This window comes from Pseudidiomarina sp. PP-1MA, from assembly GCF_041200125.1.
GTDB classification, from domain to species: Bacteria; Pseudomonadota; Gammaproteobacteria; order Enterobacterales; family Alteromonadaceae; genus Pseudidiomarina; species Pseudidiomarina fusca.
This window is the reverse complement of record NZ_CP165718.1, coordinates 964,974-986,313: the sequence shown is the minus strand read 5'-3', so window position 1 is coordinate 986,313 and position 21,340 is coordinate 964,974. Positions and strand designations below refer to the sequence as shown.

Annotated in this window: 24 protein-coding genes and 3 tRNA genes; 17 read left to right on the top strand and 10 right to left on the bottom strand. The window is 48.8% G+C overall.

Annotation, left to right across the window (positions count from 1 at the left end):
- Positions 1 to 16 precede the first annotated feature (16 nt).
- Positions 17 to 92, top strand: a tRNA-Val gene (locus AB8S08_RS04585).
- A 120-nt stretch (positions 93 to 212) separates the two neighbouring features.
- Here the strand turns inward: AB8S08_RS04585 and AB8S08_RS04580 are convergent.
- From AB8S08_RS04580 to AB8S08_RS04565, 4 genes are all read right to left on the bottom strand, one after another.
- Positions 213 to 692, bottom strand: coding sequence for a DUF2919 family protein (locus AB8S08_RS04580; RefSeq protein ID WP_369743845.1), 480 nt, complete (start codon positions 690 to 692; stop codon positions 213 to 215).
- Positions 673 to 861 (bottom strand): DUF2061 domain-containing protein, encoded by a 189-nt coding sequence (locus AB8S08_RS04575; RefSeq protein ID WP_110074670.1) that lies wholly within the window; start codon positions 859 to 861, stop codon positions 673 to 675. The genes AB8S08_RS04580 and AB8S08_RS04575 overlap by 20 nt, the downstream gene beginning before the upstream one ends.
- Before the next feature lie 112 nt (positions 862 to 973).
- Positions 974 to 2,995, bottom strand: a complete 2,022-nt coding sequence (uvrB, locus tag AB8S08_RS04570; protein ID WP_369743843.1) for an excinuclease ABC subunit UvrB — start codon at positions 2,993 to 2,995, stop codon at positions 974 to 976.
- Positions 2,996 to 2,998: 3 nt separating this feature from the next.
- Positions 2,999 to 4,369: an MATE family efflux transporter gene (locus AB8S08_RS04565; protein WP_369743841.1), complete on the bottom strand. Its 1,371-nt coding sequence runs from the start codon at positions 4,367 to 4,369 to the stop codon at positions 2,999 to 3,001.
- Between the two features lie 255 nt (positions 4,370 to 4,624).
- On the opposite strand from AB8S08_RS04565, the gene AB8S08_RS04560 reads away from it, so the two are divergent.
- The 3 genes from AB8S08_RS04560 to AB8S08_RS04550 all read left to right on the top strand — a co-directional run bounded on the left by AB8S08_RS04560 (position 4,625) and on the right by AB8S08_RS04550 (position 6,602).
- On the top strand, positions 4,625 to 5,809 hold the full coding sequence (locus AB8S08_RS04560; protein ID WP_110074673.1) for a pyridoxal phosphate-dependent aminotransferase: 1,185 nt from the start codon (positions 4,625 to 4,627) through the stop codon (positions 5,807 to 5,809).
- A 609-nt stretch (positions 5,810 to 6,418) separates the two neighbouring features.
- Positions 6,419 to 6,495 (top strand) — tRNA-Asn (locus AB8S08_RS04555).
- Positions 6,496 to 6,525: 30 nt separating this feature from the next.
- A tRNA-Asn gene (locus tag AB8S08_RS04550) sits at positions 6,526 to 6,602 on the top strand.
- 43 nt (positions 6,603 to 6,645) lie between these two features.
- Here AB8S08_RS04550 and AB8S08_RS04545 read toward each other — a convergent pair.
- Together AB8S08_RS04545 and AB8S08_RS04540 are read right to left on the bottom strand one after the other, a co-directional pair.
- On the bottom strand, positions 6,646 to 7,704 hold the full coding sequence (locus tag AB8S08_RS04545) for a glycosyltransferase family protein (protein ID WP_369743840.1): 1,059 nt from the start codon (positions 7,702 to 7,704) through the stop codon (positions 6,646 to 6,648).
- Positions 7,692 to 8,213: a phosphatase PAP2 family protein gene (locus AB8S08_RS04540; protein ID WP_369743838.1), complete on the bottom strand. Its 522-nt coding sequence runs from the start codon at positions 8,211 to 8,213 to the stop codon at positions 7,692 to 7,694. The genes AB8S08_RS04545 and AB8S08_RS04540 overlap by 13 nt, the downstream gene beginning before the upstream one ends.
- A 175-nt stretch (positions 8,214 to 8,388) precedes the next feature.
- On the opposite strand from AB8S08_RS04540, the gene rsxA reads away from it, so the two are divergent.
- Genes rsxA through AB8S08_RS04490 form a run of 10 tightly spaced genes read left to right on the top strand, consistent with a single transcriptional unit; the run spans position 8,389 to position 15,911 of the window.
- The gene (rsxA, locus tag AB8S08_RS04535) at positions 8,389 to 8,973 is read left to right on the top strand and encodes an electron transport complex subunit RsxA (protein WP_110074676.1); all 585 of its coding nucleotides are present in this window, start codon (positions 8,389 to 8,391) and stop codon (positions 8,971 to 8,973) included.
- Positions 8,970 to 9,533, top strand: a complete 564-nt coding sequence (rsxB, locus tag AB8S08_RS04530) for an electron transport complex subunit RsxB (RefSeq protein WP_110074677.1) — start codon at positions 8,970 to 8,972, stop codon at positions 9,531 to 9,533. Before rsxA ends, rsxB begins: the two co-directional genes overlap by 4 nt.
- Positions 9,533 to 11,161, top strand: a complete 1,629-nt coding sequence (gene rsxC, locus AB8S08_RS04525) for an electron transport complex subunit RsxC (RefSeq protein WP_369743836.1) — start codon at positions 9,533 to 9,535, stop codon at positions 11,159 to 11,161. The genes rsxB and rsxC overlap by 1 nt, the downstream gene beginning before the upstream one ends.
- A complete protein-coding gene (gene rsxD / locus AB8S08_RS04520) occupies positions 11,158 to 12,216 on the top strand; it encodes an electron transport complex subunit RsxD (RefSeq protein ID WP_369743834.1) in 1,059 nt (352 codons plus the stop codon). Before rsxC ends, rsxD begins: the two co-directional genes overlap by 4 nt.
- Positions 12,216 to 12,848: an electron transport complex subunit RsxG gene (gene rsxG, locus AB8S08_RS04515; protein ID WP_369744185.1), complete on the top strand. Its 633-nt coding sequence runs from the start codon at positions 12,216 to 12,218 to the stop codon at positions 12,846 to 12,848. The genes rsxD and rsxG overlap by 1 nt, the downstream gene beginning before the upstream one ends.
- Positions 12,845 to 13,534 (top strand): electron transport complex subunit E, encoded by a 690-nt coding sequence (locus AB8S08_RS04510; RefSeq protein ID WP_110074681.1) that lies wholly within the window; start codon positions 12,845 to 12,847, stop codon positions 13,532 to 13,534. Before rsxG ends, AB8S08_RS04510 begins: the two co-directional genes overlap by 4 nt.
- Positions 13,535 to 13,539: 5 nt before the next feature.
- Positions 13,540 to 14,181, top strand: a complete 642-nt coding sequence (gene nth, locus AB8S08_RS04505; protein WP_369743833.1) for an endonuclease III — start codon at positions 13,540 to 13,542, stop codon at positions 14,179 to 14,181.
- Between the two features lies 1 nt (position 14,182).
- Positions 14,183 to 14,587 (top strand): lactoylglutathione lyase, encoded by a 405-nt coding sequence (gene gloA, locus AB8S08_RS04500; protein ID WP_110074682.1) that lies wholly within the window; start codon positions 14,183 to 14,185, stop codon positions 14,585 to 14,587.
- Entirely contained in the window at positions 14,584 to 15,255 is a 672-nt protein-coding gene (rnt, locus tag AB8S08_RS04495) for a ribonuclease T (RefSeq protein WP_110074683.1), read from the top strand. The genes gloA and rnt overlap by 4 nt, the downstream gene beginning before the upstream one ends.
- A gap of 53 nt (positions 15,256 to 15,308) precedes the next feature.
- Positions 15,309 to 15,911, top strand: a complete 603-nt coding sequence (locus tag AB8S08_RS04490; RefSeq protein ID WP_110074684.1) for a DUF2238 domain-containing protein — start codon at positions 15,309 to 15,311, stop codon at positions 15,909 to 15,911.
- On the opposite strand, the gene AB8S08_RS04485 is transcribed toward AB8S08_RS04490, so the two are convergent.
- Positions 15,908 to 16,345 (bottom strand): nucleoside deaminase, encoded by a 438-nt coding sequence (locus AB8S08_RS04485; RefSeq protein WP_110074685.1) that lies wholly within the window; start codon positions 16,343 to 16,345, stop codon positions 15,908 to 15,910. The two genes, AB8S08_RS04490 and AB8S08_RS04485, sit on opposite strands and share 4 nt — an antisense overlap.
- 118 nt (positions 16,346 to 16,463) lie before the next feature.
- Between AB8S08_RS04485 and dbpA the strand changes: the two genes are divergently transcribed.
- A complete protein-coding gene (gene dbpA, locus AB8S08_RS04480) occupies positions 16,464 to 17,867 on the top strand; it encodes an ATP-dependent RNA helicase DbpA (protein WP_369743830.1) in 1,404 nt (467 codons plus the stop codon).
- Positions 17,868 to 17,972: 105 nt separating this feature from the next.
- Here the strand turns inward: dbpA and AB8S08_RS04475 are convergent, their stop codons facing one another.
- Positions 17,973 to 18,578 carry a peroxiredoxin gene (locus AB8S08_RS04475; RefSeq protein WP_110074687.1) on the bottom strand — a complete coding sequence of 202 codons (606 nt, stop codon included), beginning with the start codon at positions 18,576 to 18,578 and terminating at the stop codon, positions 17,973 to 17,975.
- Between the two features lie 26 nt (positions 18,579 to 18,604).
- Entirely contained in the window at positions 18,605 to 18,940 is a 336-nt protein-coding gene (locus tag AB8S08_RS04470) for a Grx4 family monothiol glutaredoxin (protein WP_153826675.1), read from the bottom strand.
- A gap of 242 nt (positions 18,941 to 19,182) precedes the next feature.
- On the opposite strand from AB8S08_RS04470, the gene sodB reads away from it, so the two are divergent.
- Positions 19,183 to 19,764: a superoxide dismutase [Fe] gene (gene sodB / locus AB8S08_RS04465; protein WP_110074689.1), complete on the top strand. Its 582-nt coding sequence runs from the start codon at positions 19,183 to 19,185 to the stop codon at positions 19,762 to 19,764.
- A gap of 117 nt (positions 19,765 to 19,881) precedes the next feature.
- On the opposite strand, the gene fadR is transcribed toward sodB, so the two are convergent.
- The gene (fadR, locus tag AB8S08_RS04460; protein WP_110074690.1) at positions 19,882 to 20,592 is read right to left on the bottom strand and encodes a fatty acid metabolism transcriptional regulator FadR; all 711 of its coding nucleotides are present in this window, start codon (positions 20,590 to 20,592) and stop codon (positions 19,882 to 19,884) included.
- Positions 20,593 to 20,804: 212 nt separating this feature from the next.
- Between fadR and dsbB the strand changes: the two genes are divergently transcribed.
- Entirely contained in the window at positions 20,805 to 21,326 is a 522-nt protein-coding gene (gene dsbB / locus AB8S08_RS04455) for a disulfide bond formation protein DsbB (RefSeq protein ID WP_369743828.1), read from the top strand.
- The last annotated feature ends 14 nt before the right edge of the window (positions 21,327 to 21,340 follow it).

The following is a 21,340-nucleotide window of genomic DNA, read 5'->3' as shown; positions in this document are numbered from 1 at the left end:
TTCTCTGTCTCCCTGTGGATGGTTAGCTCAGCTGGGAGAGCACCGCCCTTACAAGGCGGGGGTCACTGGTTCGAACCCAGTACCATCCACCATTTTTTTGCAGCTCTGCAAAACTCTAATCTAGAAGACTTCAATCATTAGTAATAAATTAGCACCTAAATAAGCATGTTAGCCACCTGTACTGTTGGGCTCATTGATTTTAGGCGCCGTGATTATTCTTCTTGCGCCGTGCGAATCAACTGGAAATAACGCTTCAAGTGCCGCGAAAATAGCAGCAGCCAACAGCCCATCAGCCAGCCAAACAATAGCATAGCCTTCACCCAAGAAAACGCCGGCCAGCGCGCCCCAATTAAACTCAGTAGTAAAATGCCATCCAGCACCCAGCTTAGCCATAATAACAGCGGCGCCCAGCGAAAGGCTTTACTGACCCAAGCTGCTATCTCGGTTTTAACTTGAGTGGTTAACACAAAGAGCAGCAACGCAGGCAGCCCTACGGCTAGAGCCAACGCAAACTGGTGGGTATTGGTATAGAAAAACTGCAGAATGAGCGAGCGGTCTTCAAAAAAAGAAAGGGATAAAATCCAAGCCACGTAACCACGCAAAAAGAACAGCAACAACACCGTTAAACTTAACGGTGTCTTCAGCTGTCCGTCTGCCGTAATGTAGCGCTCATCACCCAGTTGCAGTTGCACCTACTTGCCGCCTTGACCAAAATTTTTCATGAAAATAATAAGCAATGGTGTTCACTAAAGGTTCGATCATTGCCACTGCCCCACCCAACATCACATCGCCGGTCATGAGCCATACCAGCGTAAAGGCCACACTTACGTGCATTACGCCAAAAGATACTGTTTTTGCCATGCCTATCTCCTCATCTGTTTGAGCGCTTAGGTTAGCGCTTGATGAATAGATAATAGCAATCAGGTTGGTATTATCTAATTAATAATACCGATTAAAGATATCGACCGTCTCATTACAGGCGTTTGAGCTGTTCACGTAATTGAGTTAATTCATCCCTAATGCTTGCCGCTCGTTCAAATTCAAGATCTTTAGCCGCTTGATACATGGCTTTTTCTGCCGCTTCAATTTTCTGTACCAACAGTTTCGGATCGAACAAGCTCGCATCATAACTAGCTTGCGGCTCAGCTGCCGCGCGCTGCTGTTCTTTACGCGGCGCTCGAATACCCGTACCACCGAGGTCCATCACATCGGTGATGCGTTTGTTTAAGCCCTTTGGCGTGATGCCATGTTCTTCGTTATAGGCTTGCTGTTTTTGCCGGCGTCGATCGGTTTCGTCAATCGCCCGCTGCATCGAACCTGTGATTCTGTCCGCATACAAGATAGCGCGGCCATTGAGGTTTCGTGCGGCTCGGCCGATGGTCTGAATTAATGACCGGTCACTGCGCAAAAAGCCTTCTTTATCCGCATCGAGAATCGCCACTAAGCTTACTTCAGGCATATCTAAGCCTTCACGTAACAAGTTGATTCCCACCAGCACATCAAATTCACCTAAGCGTAGGTCGCGAATAATCTCCATACGCTCCACAGTATCAATATCTGAATGCAGATAGCGAACACGAATACCATGTTCATCTAGGTAATCCGATAAGTCTTCTGCCATCTTCTTGGTTAAGGTGGTAGCTAGCACGCGCTCATTGCGTTCCACGCGGATTCTAACTTCTGACATCAAATCATCCACTTGAGTCGCAACTGGGCGAATCTCTATGAGCGGATCCACGAGGCCCGTTGGACGTACCACCTGCTCTACCACTTCACCGGCTGATTTTTCTAGTTCGTATTTACCTGGTGTGGCCGAGACATAAATAAGCTGTGGCGCAATGGCTTCAAACTCATCGAACTTTAACGGCCGATTATCCAGTGCCGACGGCAATCTAAACCCATAATTCACGAGGTTTTCTTTGCGCGAACGGTCGCCTTTGTACATGGCACCGATTTGCGACACAGTCACGTGTGATTCATCAATGATCATCAGCGCATCATCGGGCAAATAATCCAGTAAGGTTGGTGGCGGTTCGCCGGGCGCTCGCCCAGACAAATAGCGCGAGTAGTTTTCGATACCAGAGCAATAACCCAGCTCTAGCATCATTTCTATGTCGTATTGAGTACGTTGACTCAGCCGCTGTTCTTCCACCAATTTATTGGCATCTAACAGTTGCTGTTTGCGATCTTTTAATTCTTCTTTGATGCGTTCCACCGCCGCTAAAATGGTTTCGCGCGGGGTAACGTAGTGGGTCTTCGGATACACAGTAGCCCGAGCCACATCAGCCTCGGTGACCTGCCCAGTTAAGGGTTCAAAAAAGCTAATGCGGTCGATTTCATCATCAAATAGCTCCACCCGAATAGCCAATTGTTCAGATTCAGCCGGAAAAATATCGATCACTTCGCCGCGCACCCGATAAGTGCCACGCTCAAAAGCCGCATCATTGCGTTTGTATTGCAGTTGCGCCAAGCGCCGCAAAATATCACGCTGATCGATCATATCGCCACGGCGTAAGTGCAGCATCATTTTCATGTAGGATTCAGGATCACCCAAACCATAAATACAGGATACCGAAGCCACTAGCACCACGTCGCGGCGCTCCATCAGGGCTTTGGTGGCAGACAGCCGCATTTGTTCGATATGCTCGTTTATCGAGGCATCTTTCTCAATAAAGGTATCCGTGGTCGGCACATAAGCTTCGGGCTGATAGTAATCGTAATAAGACACGAAATACTCAACGGCATTGTTAGGAAAGAATTCTTTCATCTCGCCATACAGTTGCGCCGCCAAGGTTTTGTTGTGGGCCAAAATCAATGTTGGTCGCTGCACCTTGGAAATAACATTAGCCATGGTGAAGGTTTTACCTGAACCAGTAACCCCAAGTAACGTTTGATGAGCCAGGCCCGCTTCCAGATTATCCACCAGAGCTTCGATAGCTTTGGGTTGGTCGCCTGCTGGTTGATAGTCTGAGATTAATTCAAAACGTTTCACCATGTTTTATCCTGTTACTGCGTGCTGCTGTTTGTCGCGTTCTTGCCCTAACGCCCGTTGAAACCAAATCCAAGCAATGAAGCCAGTGACGATATTAGCAACAACACCACCTACAAATAAGCCCGGTAGGTCGTACCAGAGTCCGCCCAGCCAGCTCAAGGGTACAAACATCACGAACAAACGGATCACACTTAAGCTCAACGCTGACATTGGCAAATGCAGAGCATTTAAACTTGAGTTGGTTAAAATAATCACCCCTTGCGCACCGTAGCCAAGCGGCATCACGTAGATAAATAAACGAATCAGTTCAGCCACTTCAGGGTCATCGGTAAAGACCGCTGCTATCACCGGAGCCAGAGCAATCAATAAGCCGTACATCAATAATTGAATGATCAATACGGCTCGTACCGCCACTTTGTATGCAGCACCGACCCGATCAAAAGCATGGGCGCCAAAGTTTTGACTAATGAGCGGCGGTAACGACATAGATAAAGCCAGAATGACCACACTGGCTAAGGATTCTAGCCGCGAGCCAACCCCAAATGCCGCGACCGCTTCAGCACCATAAACGGCCACCAAGGCAGTGAGTACCGCCATGGCCAGTGGCGTGAGCATGTTCGCGCCCGCTGCGGGTAAGCCAATGCTCAAAATTTGTCGGGCTGAATGCAGCCAAGTGGCGCCACTAGGTGCGCGCAAGCTCAACAGCTGCTTGTAGCGTAAATACCAGAGTACCAGCACACTACCAATAACCCAGGACAACACACTCGCAAGCGCCGCACCTTGCACTCCTAGTGCCGGCACCGGGCCCCAACCGAAAATCAGAATAGGATCAAACACGGCGTTCAGTAAGCCACCTGATGCCATGATCAAGCTGGGCGTACGAGTATCGCCAGCCGCGCGTAACACCGCATTACCCACCATCGGGATAACTAACCAGACGGCGCCTATAAACCACGGTGTCATGTAGGCATAAATATCGGGTAACAAACGTTCTTGAGCACCGAGTAGGGCAAAAATGGCTGGCATCAACAACCATCCGATCAGAGCTAAGACAGCGACCAATAAAGCAGCAACGGTCAGTGCCGTGGTACCATCAAAACGCGCATGCTCCTCGCGCCCCGAACCACGTTTACGAGCAATCACCGCCGAGGTACCAATGCCTAAGCCAATACTCAAGCTCACCACGGTAAAGGTAACCGGGAAGGTAAAACTAACCGCAGCGAGCGGATCCGTGCCTAGCATACCGACAAAAAAAGTATCAACCACGTTAAAGCTAATCAGCGTTAGTACGCCAATAATAACGGGCCAAGTCATCTGCCATAGGGTGCTAGGAATAGGCCGATGAAGCAACGATTTTGCCGACACTGCTGGGCTCATGAAGATACTCTTAGTTGTTACTGCTAGTTATTACTGCGGGACTGTAGTTTTGGCCCTGTCGCTACGACTGCGACTTAGCCATTGCTTGGGTATCGTAAAGGCTCCTAGTGTACCCAAATTTGCTGGTTACTACCATCCTCAATCTACCCCGACCAGAGCTTGCTTGCGTGGACAAAAATAGCCAATATCTATATAGTAAAGCATCTTTTTTCCCCTCAATATTTTATTAACGGCTCTGAAGCAAGGGATACCAGCGTGAAATATCAACTTTCTGATCGTGTAAATGCTATTCAACCTTCTCCTACCCTAGCAGTTTCGCAAAAAGCCGCTGAGCTTAAAGCTGCTGGCCATGATGTAATTGGCTTAGGCGTTGGTGAGCCTGATTTTGATACGCCCCAATTCGTGAAGGATGCTGCCAAGGCCGCGATTGATGCTGGCCATACCAAATACACAGCCGTCGACGGTATTCCGCAACTGAAACAAGCGGTCATTAACAAATTTCAGCGCGACAATGGACTCAGCTACGAACCTGCAGAGATTTTGATTTCAGCAGGCGGTAAACACAGTATTTTTAATCTACTTAGTGCTTGGCTTAACCCAGGTGACGAAGTGCTGATCCCGGCACCTTACTGGGTGTCGTATCCTGATATGAGCTTATTGGTGGGTGCGGTACCACGCTTTATTGAAGCTGGTATTGAGCAACGCTATAAAATCACCGCGGCACAATTAGCGGCGGCCATTACCCCAGCCACTCGGTTACTGTTCTTAAATAGTCCTTCTAACCCAACTGGTACCGCCTATAGCAAAGCTGAATTGACTGCCCTAGCCGAAGTGTTGCGCCAGCACCCGCAGGTTCTTATTGCTACGGATGATATGTACGAACATATCTTGTGGACAGAAGAGGCTTTTCATAACATTGCCATGGTGGCGCCAGACTTACGTGACCGCATTGTGATTCTTTCTGGGGTGTCTAAAGCATATGCCATGACCGGCTGGCGGATTGGCTACGCTGCGGGTCCTAAACCTTTGATTGCGGCGATGAAGAAGATTCAGTCGCAGAGCACCTCTAACCCAGCCAGCATCAGCCAATATGCGGCACTAGCTGCGTTAGAAGGTGACCAAACGTGCATTACCACCATGGTCACTGAATTTAAGAAACGCCATGATTATTTAGTTGCAGCACTCAATACGATTCCTGGTATGCAATGCATTGCTGGTGACGGCACTTTCTATACCTTTGCCAATATCACTGAACTCATGGCACAAAAAGGGGTGAGTACGGATATTGAGTTATGCGAACAACTCTTGAATCAAGCTAAAGTGGCGCTGGTACCTGGTTCAGCCTTTGGTGCACCTGGCCATTGTCGCTTCTCTTTCGCCACCAGTATGGCAACTTTAGAAGAAGCGGTGCGACGCATTGATGCCTACGCACGCAGTTAAACAGCTGGCAAGTTCAAGGTTCTTTAAAATCCCGGCCCCGAGCCGGGATTTTTTATGAATCTTTGGTGACAACGACAATCAAACAGCTGTTTAAATTTTAACCACGGCAAACTTTCTTAAAAACTCAAGCGATTAAAGCAAAAAGTCAAGCTATGATTGGCGATATTTGAAGCAAAGCTGACAAGAAATACACAGTAGCAGATCAAGAAAGAAGCGCTTCTTCAAGTTTTTCTTAAAGCCTGTAAAGTAACTCTAGGCATATATGTAAGCAGTTGTTTTTATTGTAAAATAATAAATAGAGTCAATTTTTAAGCAATCTCTAAATCGGCCTGTATAGCGCACCATTCATGACTACTCACAGATTTTCCCACAAGGTTATCCACAGATTTAGTGGATAAGATCCGCTAGCCTTTTGAAATCAAGAGCTGCGCCCATCTGTGGATAACATAGGACGGATCACAACTATATCTTTTGCTATAACCGCTGCCCTTGTTCACTCTTGACAAGGACTATTTTATCAAGTTTGCGCACAAAACGTGCAAACGAACTTTTTTAGTATTGACAGGCGCTGCAAGCCCCTTTAACATTCGCATCCGTTGCTTGAGGTGTTCCCCAGTAGCTCAGTTGGTTAGAGCGGTGGACTGTTAATCCATGTGTCGTTGGTTCGAATCCAACCTGGGGAGCCAACACCACCTTCCTTGCAACCTATTTGTAATTCCCCAGTAGCTCAGTTGGTTAGAGCGGTGGACTGTTAATCCATGTGTCGTTGGTTCGAATCCAACCTGGGGAGCCACAAATAACCTAGCCCCACGCGACTCCCGCTTGACTCAATCAAATCAATTACGCTTTACCAATTGAAAATAATCATGCAATTCGCTTTGTTGCCACAGTCTTTTGCTCAGTTTAGCCAGTGGCTCTTGAGCGCCTGCAGCTAACCAAGCAACCACCGCTTCTGCCACATTCGGCCATTTACAATAAACCGCACTGTCTTGCTCAATAAAGCGTTGTACGTGCTCTGTACTCAGTTCTTCCATCACCTGTGCAAGACCAGCAATGTCTAGACAACGCGCATTTGCTACTTGTTCAAATTGCCCTTGGAGCGGTCGTACTAACAACTTTTTGCCCATCGCTAAGGCTTCACAGCTGGTTTCAAAGCCGGCGTTACTGATCACCCCTGCCACACTCGCAAAGCAATCTGCAAACCCCTGCCGGGATGGCGGGAAGTAATGCACATGCCCCACTTGCTGATGCTCGGCTTGGGGATGAAAAACACTGAACCGGTAATCGCTGAGGGGCGCTAGCAACTGATGGATTGCAGCGAGGTTCTCAAACGGTAGGTAGACCAAATAATGTCGTTGCTGCAGATTCGTCACTTGCGCTCGTTGGTGAATAATAGGTGGCACCGTGTGCTGTCCATCCTCAAACCAATGCATGCCCAGCGCCTCACTTACCGGCGCAAACCAACGCAGCAACTGCCGTTGAGCGACATGAATAGAGAGTGTTTGCGTGGCTTTATAAAAGGCAAACTGGCGGCCAATACCAATCACTCGGCGCTGTTGTTTACGACCAGCCCAGGCGGTAATGGGTTCGTAGTCGCTAACGATGAGATCGTAAGGAGCTAGATCCAATTGATGTACATCCTGCCAGAACTTACCCCAGTTATTGCGTCGCATGGTTTCTCGTAGCGATACTCGACCTTGCTGCACGGCAAAGGTGAGGCCTTCGCACCATTGCCAATCACCAAACGCTTCCATATCGAACAAAGCCGCTTGCGGCCGTCCTGATACTAAAAAATCAAGCTCGATATCGCTGCGTTGACTAGCAGCCTCAGCTAATGCCGCGCACCGGCTTAAATGACCGTTACCTGTGCCCTGTACTCCTACTAAGATACGCATGCTATCACTCCTATAGCGATCATACTTCCTAGCCCTATCCCAGCCAAAATGTCGCCCGGATAATGCACTCCTAATAACACCCGCGACGATCCCACCGCCACTGCCCAGGCATAAAACAACCACGACCAACTTGGCCAGGTCCAAGTTAACAGCGCTGCCATTAAAAATGCTGCGGTGGTATGCCCGGATGGAAAACTAAAAGGATCGTGCGCAATAATCACCGCTTTTAACGCAGGTTTGGCTTGATATGGACGGGGTCTCTTATAGTAACGCTTGAGCAGGCAAAATAATGGTACTTCTAGCGCAAATCCCAACCATAATGCGTATTGCAACTGAGATTTGGTTTGTAATAATGCTAGCAGCAGGGCTAATCCAGCGTACAAATAACCATCACCTGAATGCGATATCCAGCGCACCAACTTGCGTTGAGCTAAGGCCTGGTAACGATGATTACACCAACTAAAACTGCGCTGATCGTAGTCGTTTAGCTGTTTAATCCACCCCGTCATAAGCTCTTCCTCTGCAGGTTAACTGGCGCAAATTTAACCAGTAGCCATGGCAGCTCTGTGACAACTCGATGAACAATCGATGACAAATGCTAATAACACTACATTTGATCGGTTGTTTATAGCGGCTAAACATTCGATAATGTGCAGTATCGATAAAGAGCGAACAGGTATCTTCATGAGTGACTACTTGCTGCTGTTGGTTGCAACAGTACTAGTCAACAATTTCGTGTTGGTTAAATTTCTTGGATTATGTCCCTTTATGGGCGTGTCTAATAAGCTAGAAACAGCCATTGGTATGTCGGCTGCGACCACCTTTGTGCTGACGTTAGCCTCGGTGTGTAGCTACCTTGTTAACCAATATATCTTGGCACCGCTAGATTTAATGGCACTGCAAACATTGAGCTTCATTTTAGTGATTGCCGTAGTGGTACAATTCACTGAAATGGTCGTACATAAAACTAGCCCCACGTTATACCGTTTGCTGGGCATCTTTTTACCGTTAATTACCACCAACTGTGCGGTGCTTGGTGTGGCTTTATTAAATATCAACGAACAACATAATTTTGTCGAGTCAATCATTTATGGCTTAGGTGCAGCGCTCGGCTTCTCGCTAGTCCTTATTTTGTTTTCAGCGTTGCGCGAACGCCTAGCTGCGGCCGATGTGCCGTTGCCGTTTAAAGGTGCGGCGGTGGCGATGATTACAGCCGGTCTGATGTCATTAGCCTTTATGGGATTTAGCGGCTTGGTGACCAACGCATGAGTATGTTGACTGCCATCATTGTGTTAGGTGTACTGGCGCTGGTGTTTGGGCTTATTCTCGGCTTCGCGGCGGTTCGCTTTAAAGTGGAAAGCGATCCTATTGTGGATCAAATTGATGCTATTTTGCCGCAAACCCAATGTGGTCAGTGCGGCTATCCCGGCTGTCGCCCCTATGCCGAAGCCATTGCCAACGGCGATGCCATCAATAAATGTCCTCCGGGCGGCGAAGCAACCATTAAGCAACTAGCTGAGTTGATGGGGGTAGAACCGCAACCTCTTGATGCCGCACATGGTACCGAGGATGTCAAAAAAGTAGCGGTGATCCGTGAAGATGAATGCATCGGCTGTACCAAGTGTATTCAGGCCTGTCCGGTAGATGCCATTTTAGGTGCCGCCAAGCAAATGCATACGGTTATAGCCCATGAATGTACGGGCTGTGATCTTTGCGTGGAACCATGCCCAGTGGATTGTATTGATATGGTGCCGGTACCGGTGCGCCCAGAAAATTGGCAATGGAACCTAGAACAGATTCCAGTGACTGTTGTGGAGTCAGCTAAATAATGTCCGCGATCAACATCAGTGCTATTGAGGCAGGTCAGTTGTGGAGCTTTCACGGCGGCATTCATCCGCCCGAGCGCAAACAGCTATCGAACCAAACGCCCATCCAAACCTTGCCGTTAAGCAAGACGTTTGTGGTGCCGGTTAAGCAACACAGTGGTAACAGTGGTGAAATACTGGTTGCTGTCGGCGACTACGTCCGTGCTGGCCAACCACTCACCCAACCGGGCTTACAACGTGGCTTACCCGTGCACGCTCCTACCTCGGGTACAGTGCTGGCGATCGACGAACAGCCGATCGCGCATCCGTCGGGCCTAACTGACCTCACCATTACCCTTGCTGCCGATGGCCAAGATGCATGGTATCCAACAACTCCCTGCCCTGATTATCAGCAATTAAGTCGGGCTGAGCTGTTAGAGCGCATTCAAGCAGCCGGGATTGCTGGTTTAGGCGGTGCGGGCTTTCCTAGTGCACAAAAATTAGCGTTACAACGTCCGCTTGAGTATCTCATTATCAATGGGGTGGAATGCGAACCCTATATTACTGCTGATGATCGCTTAATGCGTGAACATGCCGCTGAAATCATCAGTGGCACCGAGATCTTAATGCAGGTTAGCGGTTGCAACAAAGCCTTGATTGCAATTGAAGAGAACAAGCCTGAGGCGATTGCGATATTTACCCAGTTACTTAGTGAACGTGCTGCCGCAGCGAGCAGCATTGCGTTACGCCAAGTGCCGGTAAAATACCCCTCGGGCGGCGAGAAGCAACTGATTGAAATTTTAACCGGACGGCAAGTTCCCAGTCGCGGCCTACCGATTGATGTCGGCTTATTGATGCACAACGTAGGTACTGCGTTTGCTATTCATCAAGCGATCGTACTGGGCATACCGTTAATACAACGAGTGGTTACCGTCACCGGCGAACAAGTGGATAAACCGGGTAACTATTGGGTTCGTCTCGGTACCCCTGTCGCTGATCTGCTAGCTTATGCGGGCTTTCATGAAACTACCGGTAAGGCTGCACAACGAGTGATCATGGGCGGGCCTATGATGGGCTTTGCCTTGGCTAATTTACAAGTGCCGGTGGTGAAAATTACCAACTGCTTATTATTGCCCTCAACCACCGAGCTAGCCCCAGCCCAGCAAGAAATGAATTGCATTCGGTGTGGCGCCTGTGCTGACGTGTGCCCGGCGCAACTGTTGCCGCAGCAACTGCAATGGCTGGCCAAAGCCAAAGATTATGATGGCCTCGAGCAACAAAACCTGTTTGACTGTATTGAATGTGGTGCCTGCGCTTACGTCTGCCCAAGTGAAATTCCGTTGGTGCATTACTATCGTAAAGCCAAAGCTGAGATCCGCAATATTGCGCGCGAAAAAGCCAAGGCAGAAATTGCACGCGAACGCTTTGAAGCGCGCCAAGAGCGCCTTGAACGCGAAAAACAAGAACGATTAGAACGTCATCGGCAAGCTGCTGAAGCACGTAAAGCGGCCCAAGCTGAAGCCGTCGCCGCCGGCGCTGATAACCCGCAAGATGCGGTCCAAGCAGCTATTGCCCGGGCCAAAGCTCGCAAAGCCGCACAAGCCGCTGCTGCCGCCAAGGCCAACGACTCTGCCGAAGGTGAATCATCATGACATTTAAAATAGCCGCATCGCCCCACGCTCACCAACGGCGTACCACCACGCAAGTGATGCGTTGGGTTTACCTAGCAGTGATTCCTGGCATCTTGGTACACAGCTACTTTTTTGGCTTGGGGATTTTCTTACAACTGCTGTTAGCATTACTCACAGCATGGATCTGTGAAGCCGCCGTGATGCGTGTTCGTGGACGCCCAGTAGCAAGTGCTTGGCGGGATCATACCGCCATAGTGACTGCGGTGTTGTTAGCCATTAGCATACCCAGCTTGGCACCTTGGTGGATCATTGTGATTGGCACCGCCTTTGCCATCTTGGTGGTGAAGCATGTCTATGGTGGCGTTGGCCAAAATCTATTTAATCCTGCCATGGCTGGCTACGTGCTGTTACTGGTGTCCTTTCCGGTACAGATGACCAGTTGGCCGATCCCACAACAACTGGCACAGTTACAGTTATCACTAGCCGATACGTGGCAGTTAATCAGCAGCGGTTATAGCCAAGCAGGCTACAGTTTAGAGCAATTGCGTAGCGGTATTGATGGAGTCACTATGGCAACTCCTCTAGATAGCTTACGCACCGATCTTAGTCATCAACTTACCACCACAGAAGCGCTGCAAAAGCCTATTTTTGGGAGTTTTGCTGGGGTTGGCTGGGGTTACCTCAATCTCGCTTTTTTGCTTGGTGGCTTGGTGCTTATATATCAACGTATTATCAGTTGGCATATCCCGGCCGGGGTGCTGCTAGGCTTAACGGTGCCTGCCACTTTGTTGTGGTTGTTCAATCCGGATCAAAGCATCTCACCATGGTTACATCTGATGAGTGGTGCAACCATGTTGGGGGCCTTTTTTATTGCCACCGACCCGGTAACAGCGGCTACGTCTAACAAAGGCCGCTTCATTTTCGGCCTCATCATTGGCGCTTTAGTGATGGTCATTCGCACTTGGGGGGGCTACCCTGATGCTGTTGCCTTTGCGGTGTTGCTAGCTAACATGGCCGTGCCCGTGATTGATAAGTACAGCCAACCGCTAGCCTATGGCCATGGAGGTAGAACATGATCGGCAAAAGTATGCGCCATAATGGTATGGTTCTAGCCTTGTTCGCTATTGTTGCAACCCTGCTCATTGTGGCCACAGCTCAGTTTACCGAGGAGCCCATTAAGCGCCAACAAGAACAAGAATTGTTGCAAGTGCTGAACCAATTAATTCCACCTGAGCTGCATGATAACGACTTGTACCAGAGCTGTAGTTTAGTTGACCATGCTGAACTAGGGCCTGGCTCCCATCGTATTTATCGGGCTAGCCTGAACCAGCAAGCCACCGCCTTAGCGGTAGAAGTGACCGCACCGAATGGTTACAGTGGTGCGATTGAACTACTAGTAGCCTTCACCGTCGCCGGTGAGGTTAGTGGCGTGCGTACCCTACGCCATCAAGAAACCCCGGGCTTGGGTGATAAAATTGAGATCCGCAAAGATGATTGGATCACCAGTTTCAACGGTTTAACCGTGCAAGGAGCTGATGACAACCGCTGGGCGGTGACTCGCGATGGCGGTATGTTTGATCAATTTACTGGCGCTACTATCACCCCAAGAGCCGTAGTGCAGGCAGTAAAACGTGCCAACCTGTTATTTCAGCAGCAACAGCAACAGTGGTTCGCGGCCCCTAACAACTGTACCGGAGTAAGCTCATGAACGCCTACAAAGAGTTAACCCTACAGGGCTTGTGGACCAACAACCCAGCCTTAGTGCAACTGCTAGGCCTGTGCCCTCTGCTCGCAGTTACCTCAACGGTAACCAATGCGTTGGGGCTTGGTTTGGCAACCTTACTGGTGTTGGTGGGTTCTAACGTCACCGTATCACTAGTGCGCGACTGGGTTCCTAAAGAAATTCGTATTCCGGTGTTTGTGATGGTGATTGCAACCTTTGTTACCGTCATGCAATTATTGATGAACGCTTATGTGTATGGCTTGTATCAATCGCTGGGTATTTTCATTCCGCTGATCGTCACCAATTGTGCCATCATTGGTCGTGCCGAAGCTTATGCCTCCAAGAACCCCTGGCAAAAATCGGCGTTTGATGGCCTGATGATGGGCTTAGGGTTCACTTTAGTATTGGTGTTGTTAGGCGCCATTCGTGAGATTATCGGTAACGGCACCCTGTTTGATGGTGCCGATTTACTGCTAGGAGCATGGGCCAGTGAGCTACGTATCGAACTGGTTCAATTTGACTACCCGCTGCTGTTGGCGATTCTGCCGCCGGGGGCCTTTATTGTGATGGGCTTTATCATTGCGGGTAAAAACTGGTTCGATCAGCGCCAAGCCGAGCGCGCCAAAACACCAGAAAAACAAGTAACGCGGGCTCGGGTTACGGCCCAATAACTATCATGAATAAAGACAAACGTATTGCTATTTTAACGCGCTTACGCGAGCACAATCCGCACCCTACTACGGAACTTGAGTACAACTCGAGTTTTGAGTTACTGATTGCGGTGTTGTTATCGGCTCAGGCCACCGATGTTGGGGTAAATAAGGCGACTCGTAAACTCTTTGCCGCAGCCAATACCCCAGCAGCCATGTTAGCCTTGGGCGTGGACGGCGTTAAAGAGTACATTAAAACCATCGGCCTCTTTAATGCCAAGGCTGAGAACATCATCAAAACTTGTACTATCTTGGTGAATCAACATCAAGGCGCTGTACCAGAAAACCGCGAAGCTCTAGAAGCCTTGCCAGGGGTTGGACGCAAAACCGCTAACGTGGTGCTCAATACAGCGTTTGGCTGGCCCACTATTGCCGTCGATACCCATATTTTTCGGGTTGCGAATCGGACTAAATTTGCGCCAGGCAAAACCGTCCGAGCGGTAGAAGATAGATTAGAAAAAGTGATTCCGGCCGAATTTAAAGTAGATGCTCATCACTGGTTTATTTTACACGGGCGATACACCTGTATTGCGCGTAAACCAAGATGTGGCAGTTGCTTAATCGAAGATTTGTGCGAATTTAAACAGAAGACATCAGACGAGGTTTAACATGAGACTACTGCACACCATGCTACGTGTTGGCGACCTGCAACGCTCCATTCAATTTTACACCGAACTGTTGGGCATGAAGCTATTACGTACCGCTGATAACGAAGAGTACAAGTATTCTCTGGCGTTTGTTGGCTACGGTGATGAAGCTGACCATAGCGTGCTTGAGTTAACCTACAATTGGGGTGTTACTGAATACGAACACGGCGGTGCCTTTGGCCATATTGCTATTGGTGTTAGCGATATTTATCAAGTTTGTGAGCAATTAGAGCAAGCTGGTGCTGATGTTTATCGTAAGCCAGGGCCGGTTAAAGGTGGCAAAACCATCATTGCTTTTGTGCGTGATCCGGACGGTTATGCCATTGAGTTAATTGAGCGTAGCGCAGCCAATCCTGGAGATTTATGAGCCAGACGCCAACGCCAGCCAGCACTGCACCCGCTGCTGCGGTGACTATGCAAGAGCGCTTTCGCGGCTACATGCCGGTCGTTATTGACGTTGAAACCGCAGGTTTTAATGCCAAAACTGATGCCTTACTTGAAGTTGCCGCGGTTATTCTGGAATTCAATCAGGCTGGGCAACTGCAACCGGCCAAATCTTTGCACTATCACGTTGAGCCTTTCGAAGGTGCCAACATTGAGCAAGCTGCCATCGATTTTAACGGTATTGACCCGCACTCGCCCTTACGCGGCGCAGTAGCAGAGAGCGAAGCTCTCAAAGACATGTTCAAGCCGATTCGCAAAGCGCAAAAAGATGCAGGGTGCCAACGCTGTATTTTAGTCGGCCACAATGCGACTTTTGATCATAGCTTTGTTATGGCAGCAGCAGAGCGAGCACAACTCAAACGCAATCCGTTCCATCCGTTTGTTACTTTTGACACGGCCGCTTTAGCTGCGGTGTTTTTAGGTCAAACCGTGCTGATCAAAGCATGCCAAGCAGCTGGTATTGCCTTTGATAGTAAACAGGCGCATTCTGCCCTGTATGATACTGAACGTACCGCTGAGCTGTTTTGCTATATGGTTAATCGCTATCAAGATCTCGGTGGCTGGCCCTTGCAACCCGCAAGCAACAGCTAAGCCTCGCTGGCACTTAACTGGCGCATAACACAAACAATAACAAGGAAACGCATATGCCCACCCATCACCGTGTTCCATTATTCTTAGCCAGCCTGTTTGTGGTGGTCGTCTGTTGGTCAGCCATAGCGCCTGCTGATAATCGGGTTTGGTGGGCTGAAATGGTACCTATTTTTGCGATCTTTATCGGCTTGGCCGTCACCTACAAGCACTTTCAGTTTAGCAATACCAGCTACCTGTTGATGAGCGTGCTACTCATCATGCACACCATAGGTGCGCATTACACTTTTGCCAAAGTGCCATTTGATTGGGTCACCGAAACCTTTGCCTTTGAGCGCAACCACTACGACCGGGTGGCTCATTTTAGTGTGGGCTTTTATGCCTATGCGGCAGCTGAGTTATTGCTGCGTAAGCAATGGGCTCGCCCCGTGACGGCCATGTTATTCGGGCTGTTTTTAATCATGGCTGTAGCCGCCGCCTACGAGATCATTGAATGGCAATTTGCGGTGATTGAAGGCGGCAATGCCGGCATCGAATTTTTGGGCTCACAAGGTGACCCCTGGGATGCCCAAAAAGACATGCTGGCCGATACGCTCGGAGCTATTGCCGCGCTAGTGTTGTTCTATTTCTCGCGTTGGGTTAAGCCTGCTAAAGACTAAACCCCGATGTCTTCATGCCATAACTGCGGATGCTGCTGAATAAAGTTTTGCATTAAGTCGATGCAGCTAGCATCCTGCCTCACCTCCACCTCAATTCCGGCCTCACGCAAGCGCTGTTCAGCACCCATAAAGGTCTGATTTTCACCAATAACTACCTTTTTGATGCCATAGAGCTCAATTGCTCCTGCGCACATGCAGCAAGGGGATAAGGTGGTGTAAATGGTACATTCCCGATAAACTTTCGCCGGTTGCCTGCCGGCATTTTCAAGGGCATCCATTTCGCCATGCAAAATAGGGCTGCCACTTTGCACCCGTCGATTATGGCCACGGCCGATAATCTTGCCTTGGTGCACGAGCACCGAACCTATGGGCACTCCACCCTCAGCCAAGCCTTGTTTTGCTTCAGCGATAGCCGCTTGCATAAATTCATCCATTGTTTGCGCTCCTGATGTTTTGCAGATTCACCATAAAGACTTTCTCTGATATCCAGCATAGCCCAAATTCTGCTATTATGAACAGTCTATTCATCACGTATAAGTTAGCACATCTATCATGAGCACTGTCGCAATGCCAACCACCCAACCTCCTCTCAGCCAATTCGATCAGCTTCCGTTAGCAGCCAATTTGTTGCAACGCGTGGCCGAGCTTGGCTACAGCACCATGACCCCCGTTCAAGCAGGCAGTTTGCCGGTGATTTTGGCGGGCCTAGATGTGGTGGTACAGGCTCCAACCGGCTCCGGAAAAACCGCAGCCTTTGCGCTAGGCTTGTTAACCAAGCTGGTGCCGGCTCAGCAAGCGCCTCAAGCACTAGTGATGTGCCCGACGCGTGAGCTGGCCGAACAAGTAGCCGAAGTCATTCGTAGTCTTGCCAAAGCCATCGGCGATGTGAAAGTACTGACACTTTGTGGTGGGGTGCCAGCGCGAGGCCAGCGTGAGTCCTTGCAGCACGGTGCAAATATTCTGGTGGGTACGCCAGGGCGTATTCTAGATTTGCTGCAGCAGCAAGCTTTCAGCACAGCAGCCATCCACACGTTGGTATTGGATGAAGCGGATCGCATGCTAGAAATGGGTTTTATCGATGATCTCAAAGCCATTGTGAAGACGCTACCGGGCCAGCGCCAAACGTTATTGTTTAGTGCCACCTACCCAGCCACTATCGCCCAACTTGCGCAACAGGTAAGCCAGCAGGCAAAGCATATTCAAGCGGAAGATGCTGCAGTACCAGCGGCTATAACCCAACGCTTTTATGAGTTAACCGACACTGCCGCGAACGCAGTGGCGAATCTTCTACTTCAATTACAGCCACCCAGCTGTATGGTGTTCTGTAATACCAAAGCTGAGACGCAAAACATTGTGACCCACTTGCTCGGCCAAGGCATTAGCGCCACCGCCTTAAATGGTGATCTTGACCAAAAACAGCGCGATCAAGCGATGATTCAATTTCTCCATGGTAGTGTCCGCGTGTTAGTTGCAACGGATGTCGCCGCACGGGGCGTGGATGTGGATCAATTACCCCTGGTGATTAACGTGCATATGGCCCATGACCTTGATACCCACACCCACCGCATTGGCCGTACCGGGCGGGCTGGCAGTGCTGGCCTAGCTATTACGCTGCTAGGGGCACAGGATAACTATCAAAGGCATCTGCTAGAAGATCAACTCGATAAACCTATTCAGCTGTTAGCGCTACCAGCACCGGCTGCGGCTAATCTTAGCTTGCCCGCACTGTGGAGTACGTTGCAAATCACTGGGGGCAAGAAAGATAAACTGCGCCCAGGTGACATAGTTGGCGCCCTCACCAAAGATAATCAGCTTAAAGTAGACGCGATAGGCAAAATCAAAGTGCTTAGCCAGTGGTCTTTTGTGACGGTCCGCAAAGCTCAGGTGAAAGCGGCACTGGCCATTCTCAATAACGACAAAATCAAAGGTAAGCGCTTTCGCGCACGTGCGCTCTAACGTCTCTTGTCGCCATACCGCATGCCGTAAAAGGCCAAAAAAAGCCCCAGCACTGAAACCAGTAGCTGGGGCTTATTCTTTGAACTAGCCTAAAAGTTTAGGCTATTACAGTTTGCCAGCGTTTTTCGACAAGTAGTCTGCTACCCCTTTAGGGTCTGCTTTCATGCCTTCGTCGCCTTCTTTCCAGCCAGCTGGGCACACGTCGCCGTGTTTCTGGTGGAAGTTTAACGCGTCAACCAAACGAATCATTTCGTCGATGTTGCGGCCTAATGGCAAGTCGTTCACGATTTGATGACGTACCACGCCTTCTTCATCGATCAAGAATGACGCACGGAAAGCCACGCCGTCAGTTGGATGCTCAACATCGTAAGCACGGCAAATTGAATGCTTAACGTCGGCTACTAATGGATATTTAACCGCACCAATGCCGCCGTCTGCTTCAGCGGTGTTACGCCATGCGTTGTGCGTGAATTGTGAATCGATAGACACACCGATAACTTCTACACCACGTTTTTTGAATTCTTCTAAACGGTGGTCAAATGCGATCAACTCAGAAGGACATACGAAGGTGAAATCTAATGGGTAAAAGAAAACAACCGCTTTCTTACCTTTAATTTGCTCGTATAAGTTAAAGCTATCAACAATTTCACCGTTTCCTAATACCGCTGCAGCAGTGAAGTTAGGAGCCTTACGACCTACTAATACACCCATGTTATATCTCCGTTTTCTAGGTTTACTTATTCTGCTGGGGCCGGATGGCGCTCAGCAACTTCTGCAATTAAAGCCTGCAATTCACCTTTTTGGAACATTTCCAAAATGATGTCACAACCACCCACTAATTCGCCTTCAATCCACAATTGTGGAAAGGTAGGCCAATCAGCGTAAGCGGGTAATTCTGCACGAATATCTGGGTTTTGCAAAATATCAACATAAGCAAATGGCTGACCACAGCTCATTAATGCTTGCGATGCTTGCGCAGAAAATCCACAGCTTGGTAATTTAGGTGACCCTTTCATGTATAACAGAATAGGGTTTTCAGCAATTTGCTGTTTGATCTTTTCAACAGTTTCCATGCATACCTCAGATGTAGAGCGTTTTAAAATGGCCATTAGTTTAGCATATCGAGCCTGCCTTATCAGCACTCCCAAAGTAAGTAGTTAGGTTAAATAAACCCAGCCAGCCCCCTTGAAATAAACTTTTATGCCACAATATAACTATATAGTGACTGCAGGATCTTATTTCAATGCTAGAATGCATTGGCATGAGAAACTAGAATGTTTCAAAATCCATACGCAAATAATAACGGAGAGTCGACATGGCATTTGAATTACCAGCATTGCCTTATGCAAAAGATGCACTAGAGCCACACATTTCAGCTGAAACCATTGAATACCACTACGGTAAGCACCATCAGACTTATGTTACCAAATTAAATGATGCGGTAGCTGGTACTGACTTAGAAAGCCAATCGCTAGAAGACATCATCAAGTCTAGCAAAGGTGGCGTGTTCAATAACGCAGCACAAGTGTGGAACCACACTTTCTACTGGCACTGCTTAAGCCCAAATGGCGGCGGCGAGCCAACCGGTGCGGTAGCGGACGCAATTAATGCGGCGTTTGGTTCATTCGCTAAGTTCAAAGAAGAATTTAGTGCCCAAGCAGCTGGCAACTTCGGTTCTGGTTGGACTTGGCTAGTTAAAAAGGCGGATGGTTCGGTTGCTATCGTAAACACCAGCAACGCTGAAACCCCGTTAACTGATGCTTCAGTAACCCCTATTTTAACTGTTGATGTGTGGGAACACGCCTACTACATCGATTACCGTAATGCCCGTCCAAACTACTTGAATGCATTTTGGAACTTAGTGAACTGGGATTTCGTAGCGAAAAACTTCGCTTAATTCGTTTCGCTCATGGCCCGAGTGCATGCACTCGGTGCCCATAAAAAAAAACTCCAGTACTGTGCTTACAGTAACTGGAGTTTTTTTATATCCAACCCGTACTTACTTAACCAGTACTTACTCAACCAAGTTATCAGGGATCTCACTGCGCATGCTATGCCAGATACGGCCCGATTGATAACCGTATTCGCGTACTAATAATACCGCATCGTCACGGCGCGAATCTGCCGCCATGGTTTTTAAATCCGCGTAGTATTTGCGAGCTAATTGCCGAGCTTGTGGATTTGAGAAGTAAAAATTACCAATCCGTGAATACAAGCCTTTAAAGCCGTTCAGTACCAACACATAAATAGGATTGCCAGAGGCCATGGCTAAGTCATGATTCAATTGATAATCATATTGACTGAAGGCTTCGGCACTATCTTCTAGGGTAGCCGCAGCGGTAAGCAATTCGGCTACTCGTTCTGGTGCATTTCGAACCGCTTGGCGAATGTAAATAGCACTGATATTCGTACGTGCCGACAACAATTGATCCACCAATTCAGGCATACCATCTTCATCTAACCTAGCTAAGGTTTCGAGAATGTTAAGGCCTGAAGTTTCCCAGAAGTTATTCACCCGCGTCGGCTTACCATGTTGAATGGTTAACCAACCGTCACGGGCCAGCCGCTGCAAAACTTCACGTAAGGTGGTGCGGGTTACCCCAATCAACTCGGACAGCTCGCGTTCTGCGGGAAGAATGGTACCTGGCGCAAAATGCCCGTTCCATATAGATTTTACGATGTATTCCTCGGCAAAACCTGCTGGACTCTTAGCTTTGATGATCATGAAATGCCCTGTAGTTTGAATAACGGGTGCCTGCTTACTGCTGATATTTGTCATAGTGAGGGCTGATTCTACCAGCCTTTTCAATGGTCGGACAAGTTTTGCGAAAATATTTACCGAGATCTTGATTGCGCTGGTCAGTACATCATTATTATCGACAATTTTAAGCTGCTAAGGTAAGGTGCCGGCAGTACATCATTGTGAAGAGACTCAGTATGTTAAAACATCTAGCCAAGCTACCAACGCAACGTTTGCCGTGGTTGTTATTATTGTTGAGCGTTTTAGCTTTACTTAGCTTTGCGCTTTATGTCCAACATGGTTTGGGCATTGAACCTTGCGTTAAATGTATTTACCAACGAACCGCCATCATCGCCATTGGCTTGGCTGCTCTTGTTGGCCTCCTAAGACCACAACAGCTGCTGTTGCGCAGTTTAGCTTGGTTGGCTTGGCTGGTGGCAGCAGTTTGGGGCTATGTTATCGCGGCCGAACACGTGCAGCTACAGCAAGCAGAAAACTCCTTTTTTATTGTCTGCGAGGCCTTTCCTAACTTTCCTAGCTGGTTACCCTTGCACGAGTTGCTGCCTAATCTCTTTGGTGCACCCGGCCTATGTGGCGATATTGACTGGCAATTTGCCGGCTTAAGTATGCCGATGTGGATGCAAATCATTTTTGCTGGTTATGCCATCGTAGCCGTGGCGGTCATGCTGATTCGGTTGCTAGTGCAGCGTGCTCTTTAAAAGGGGTAAGGGTT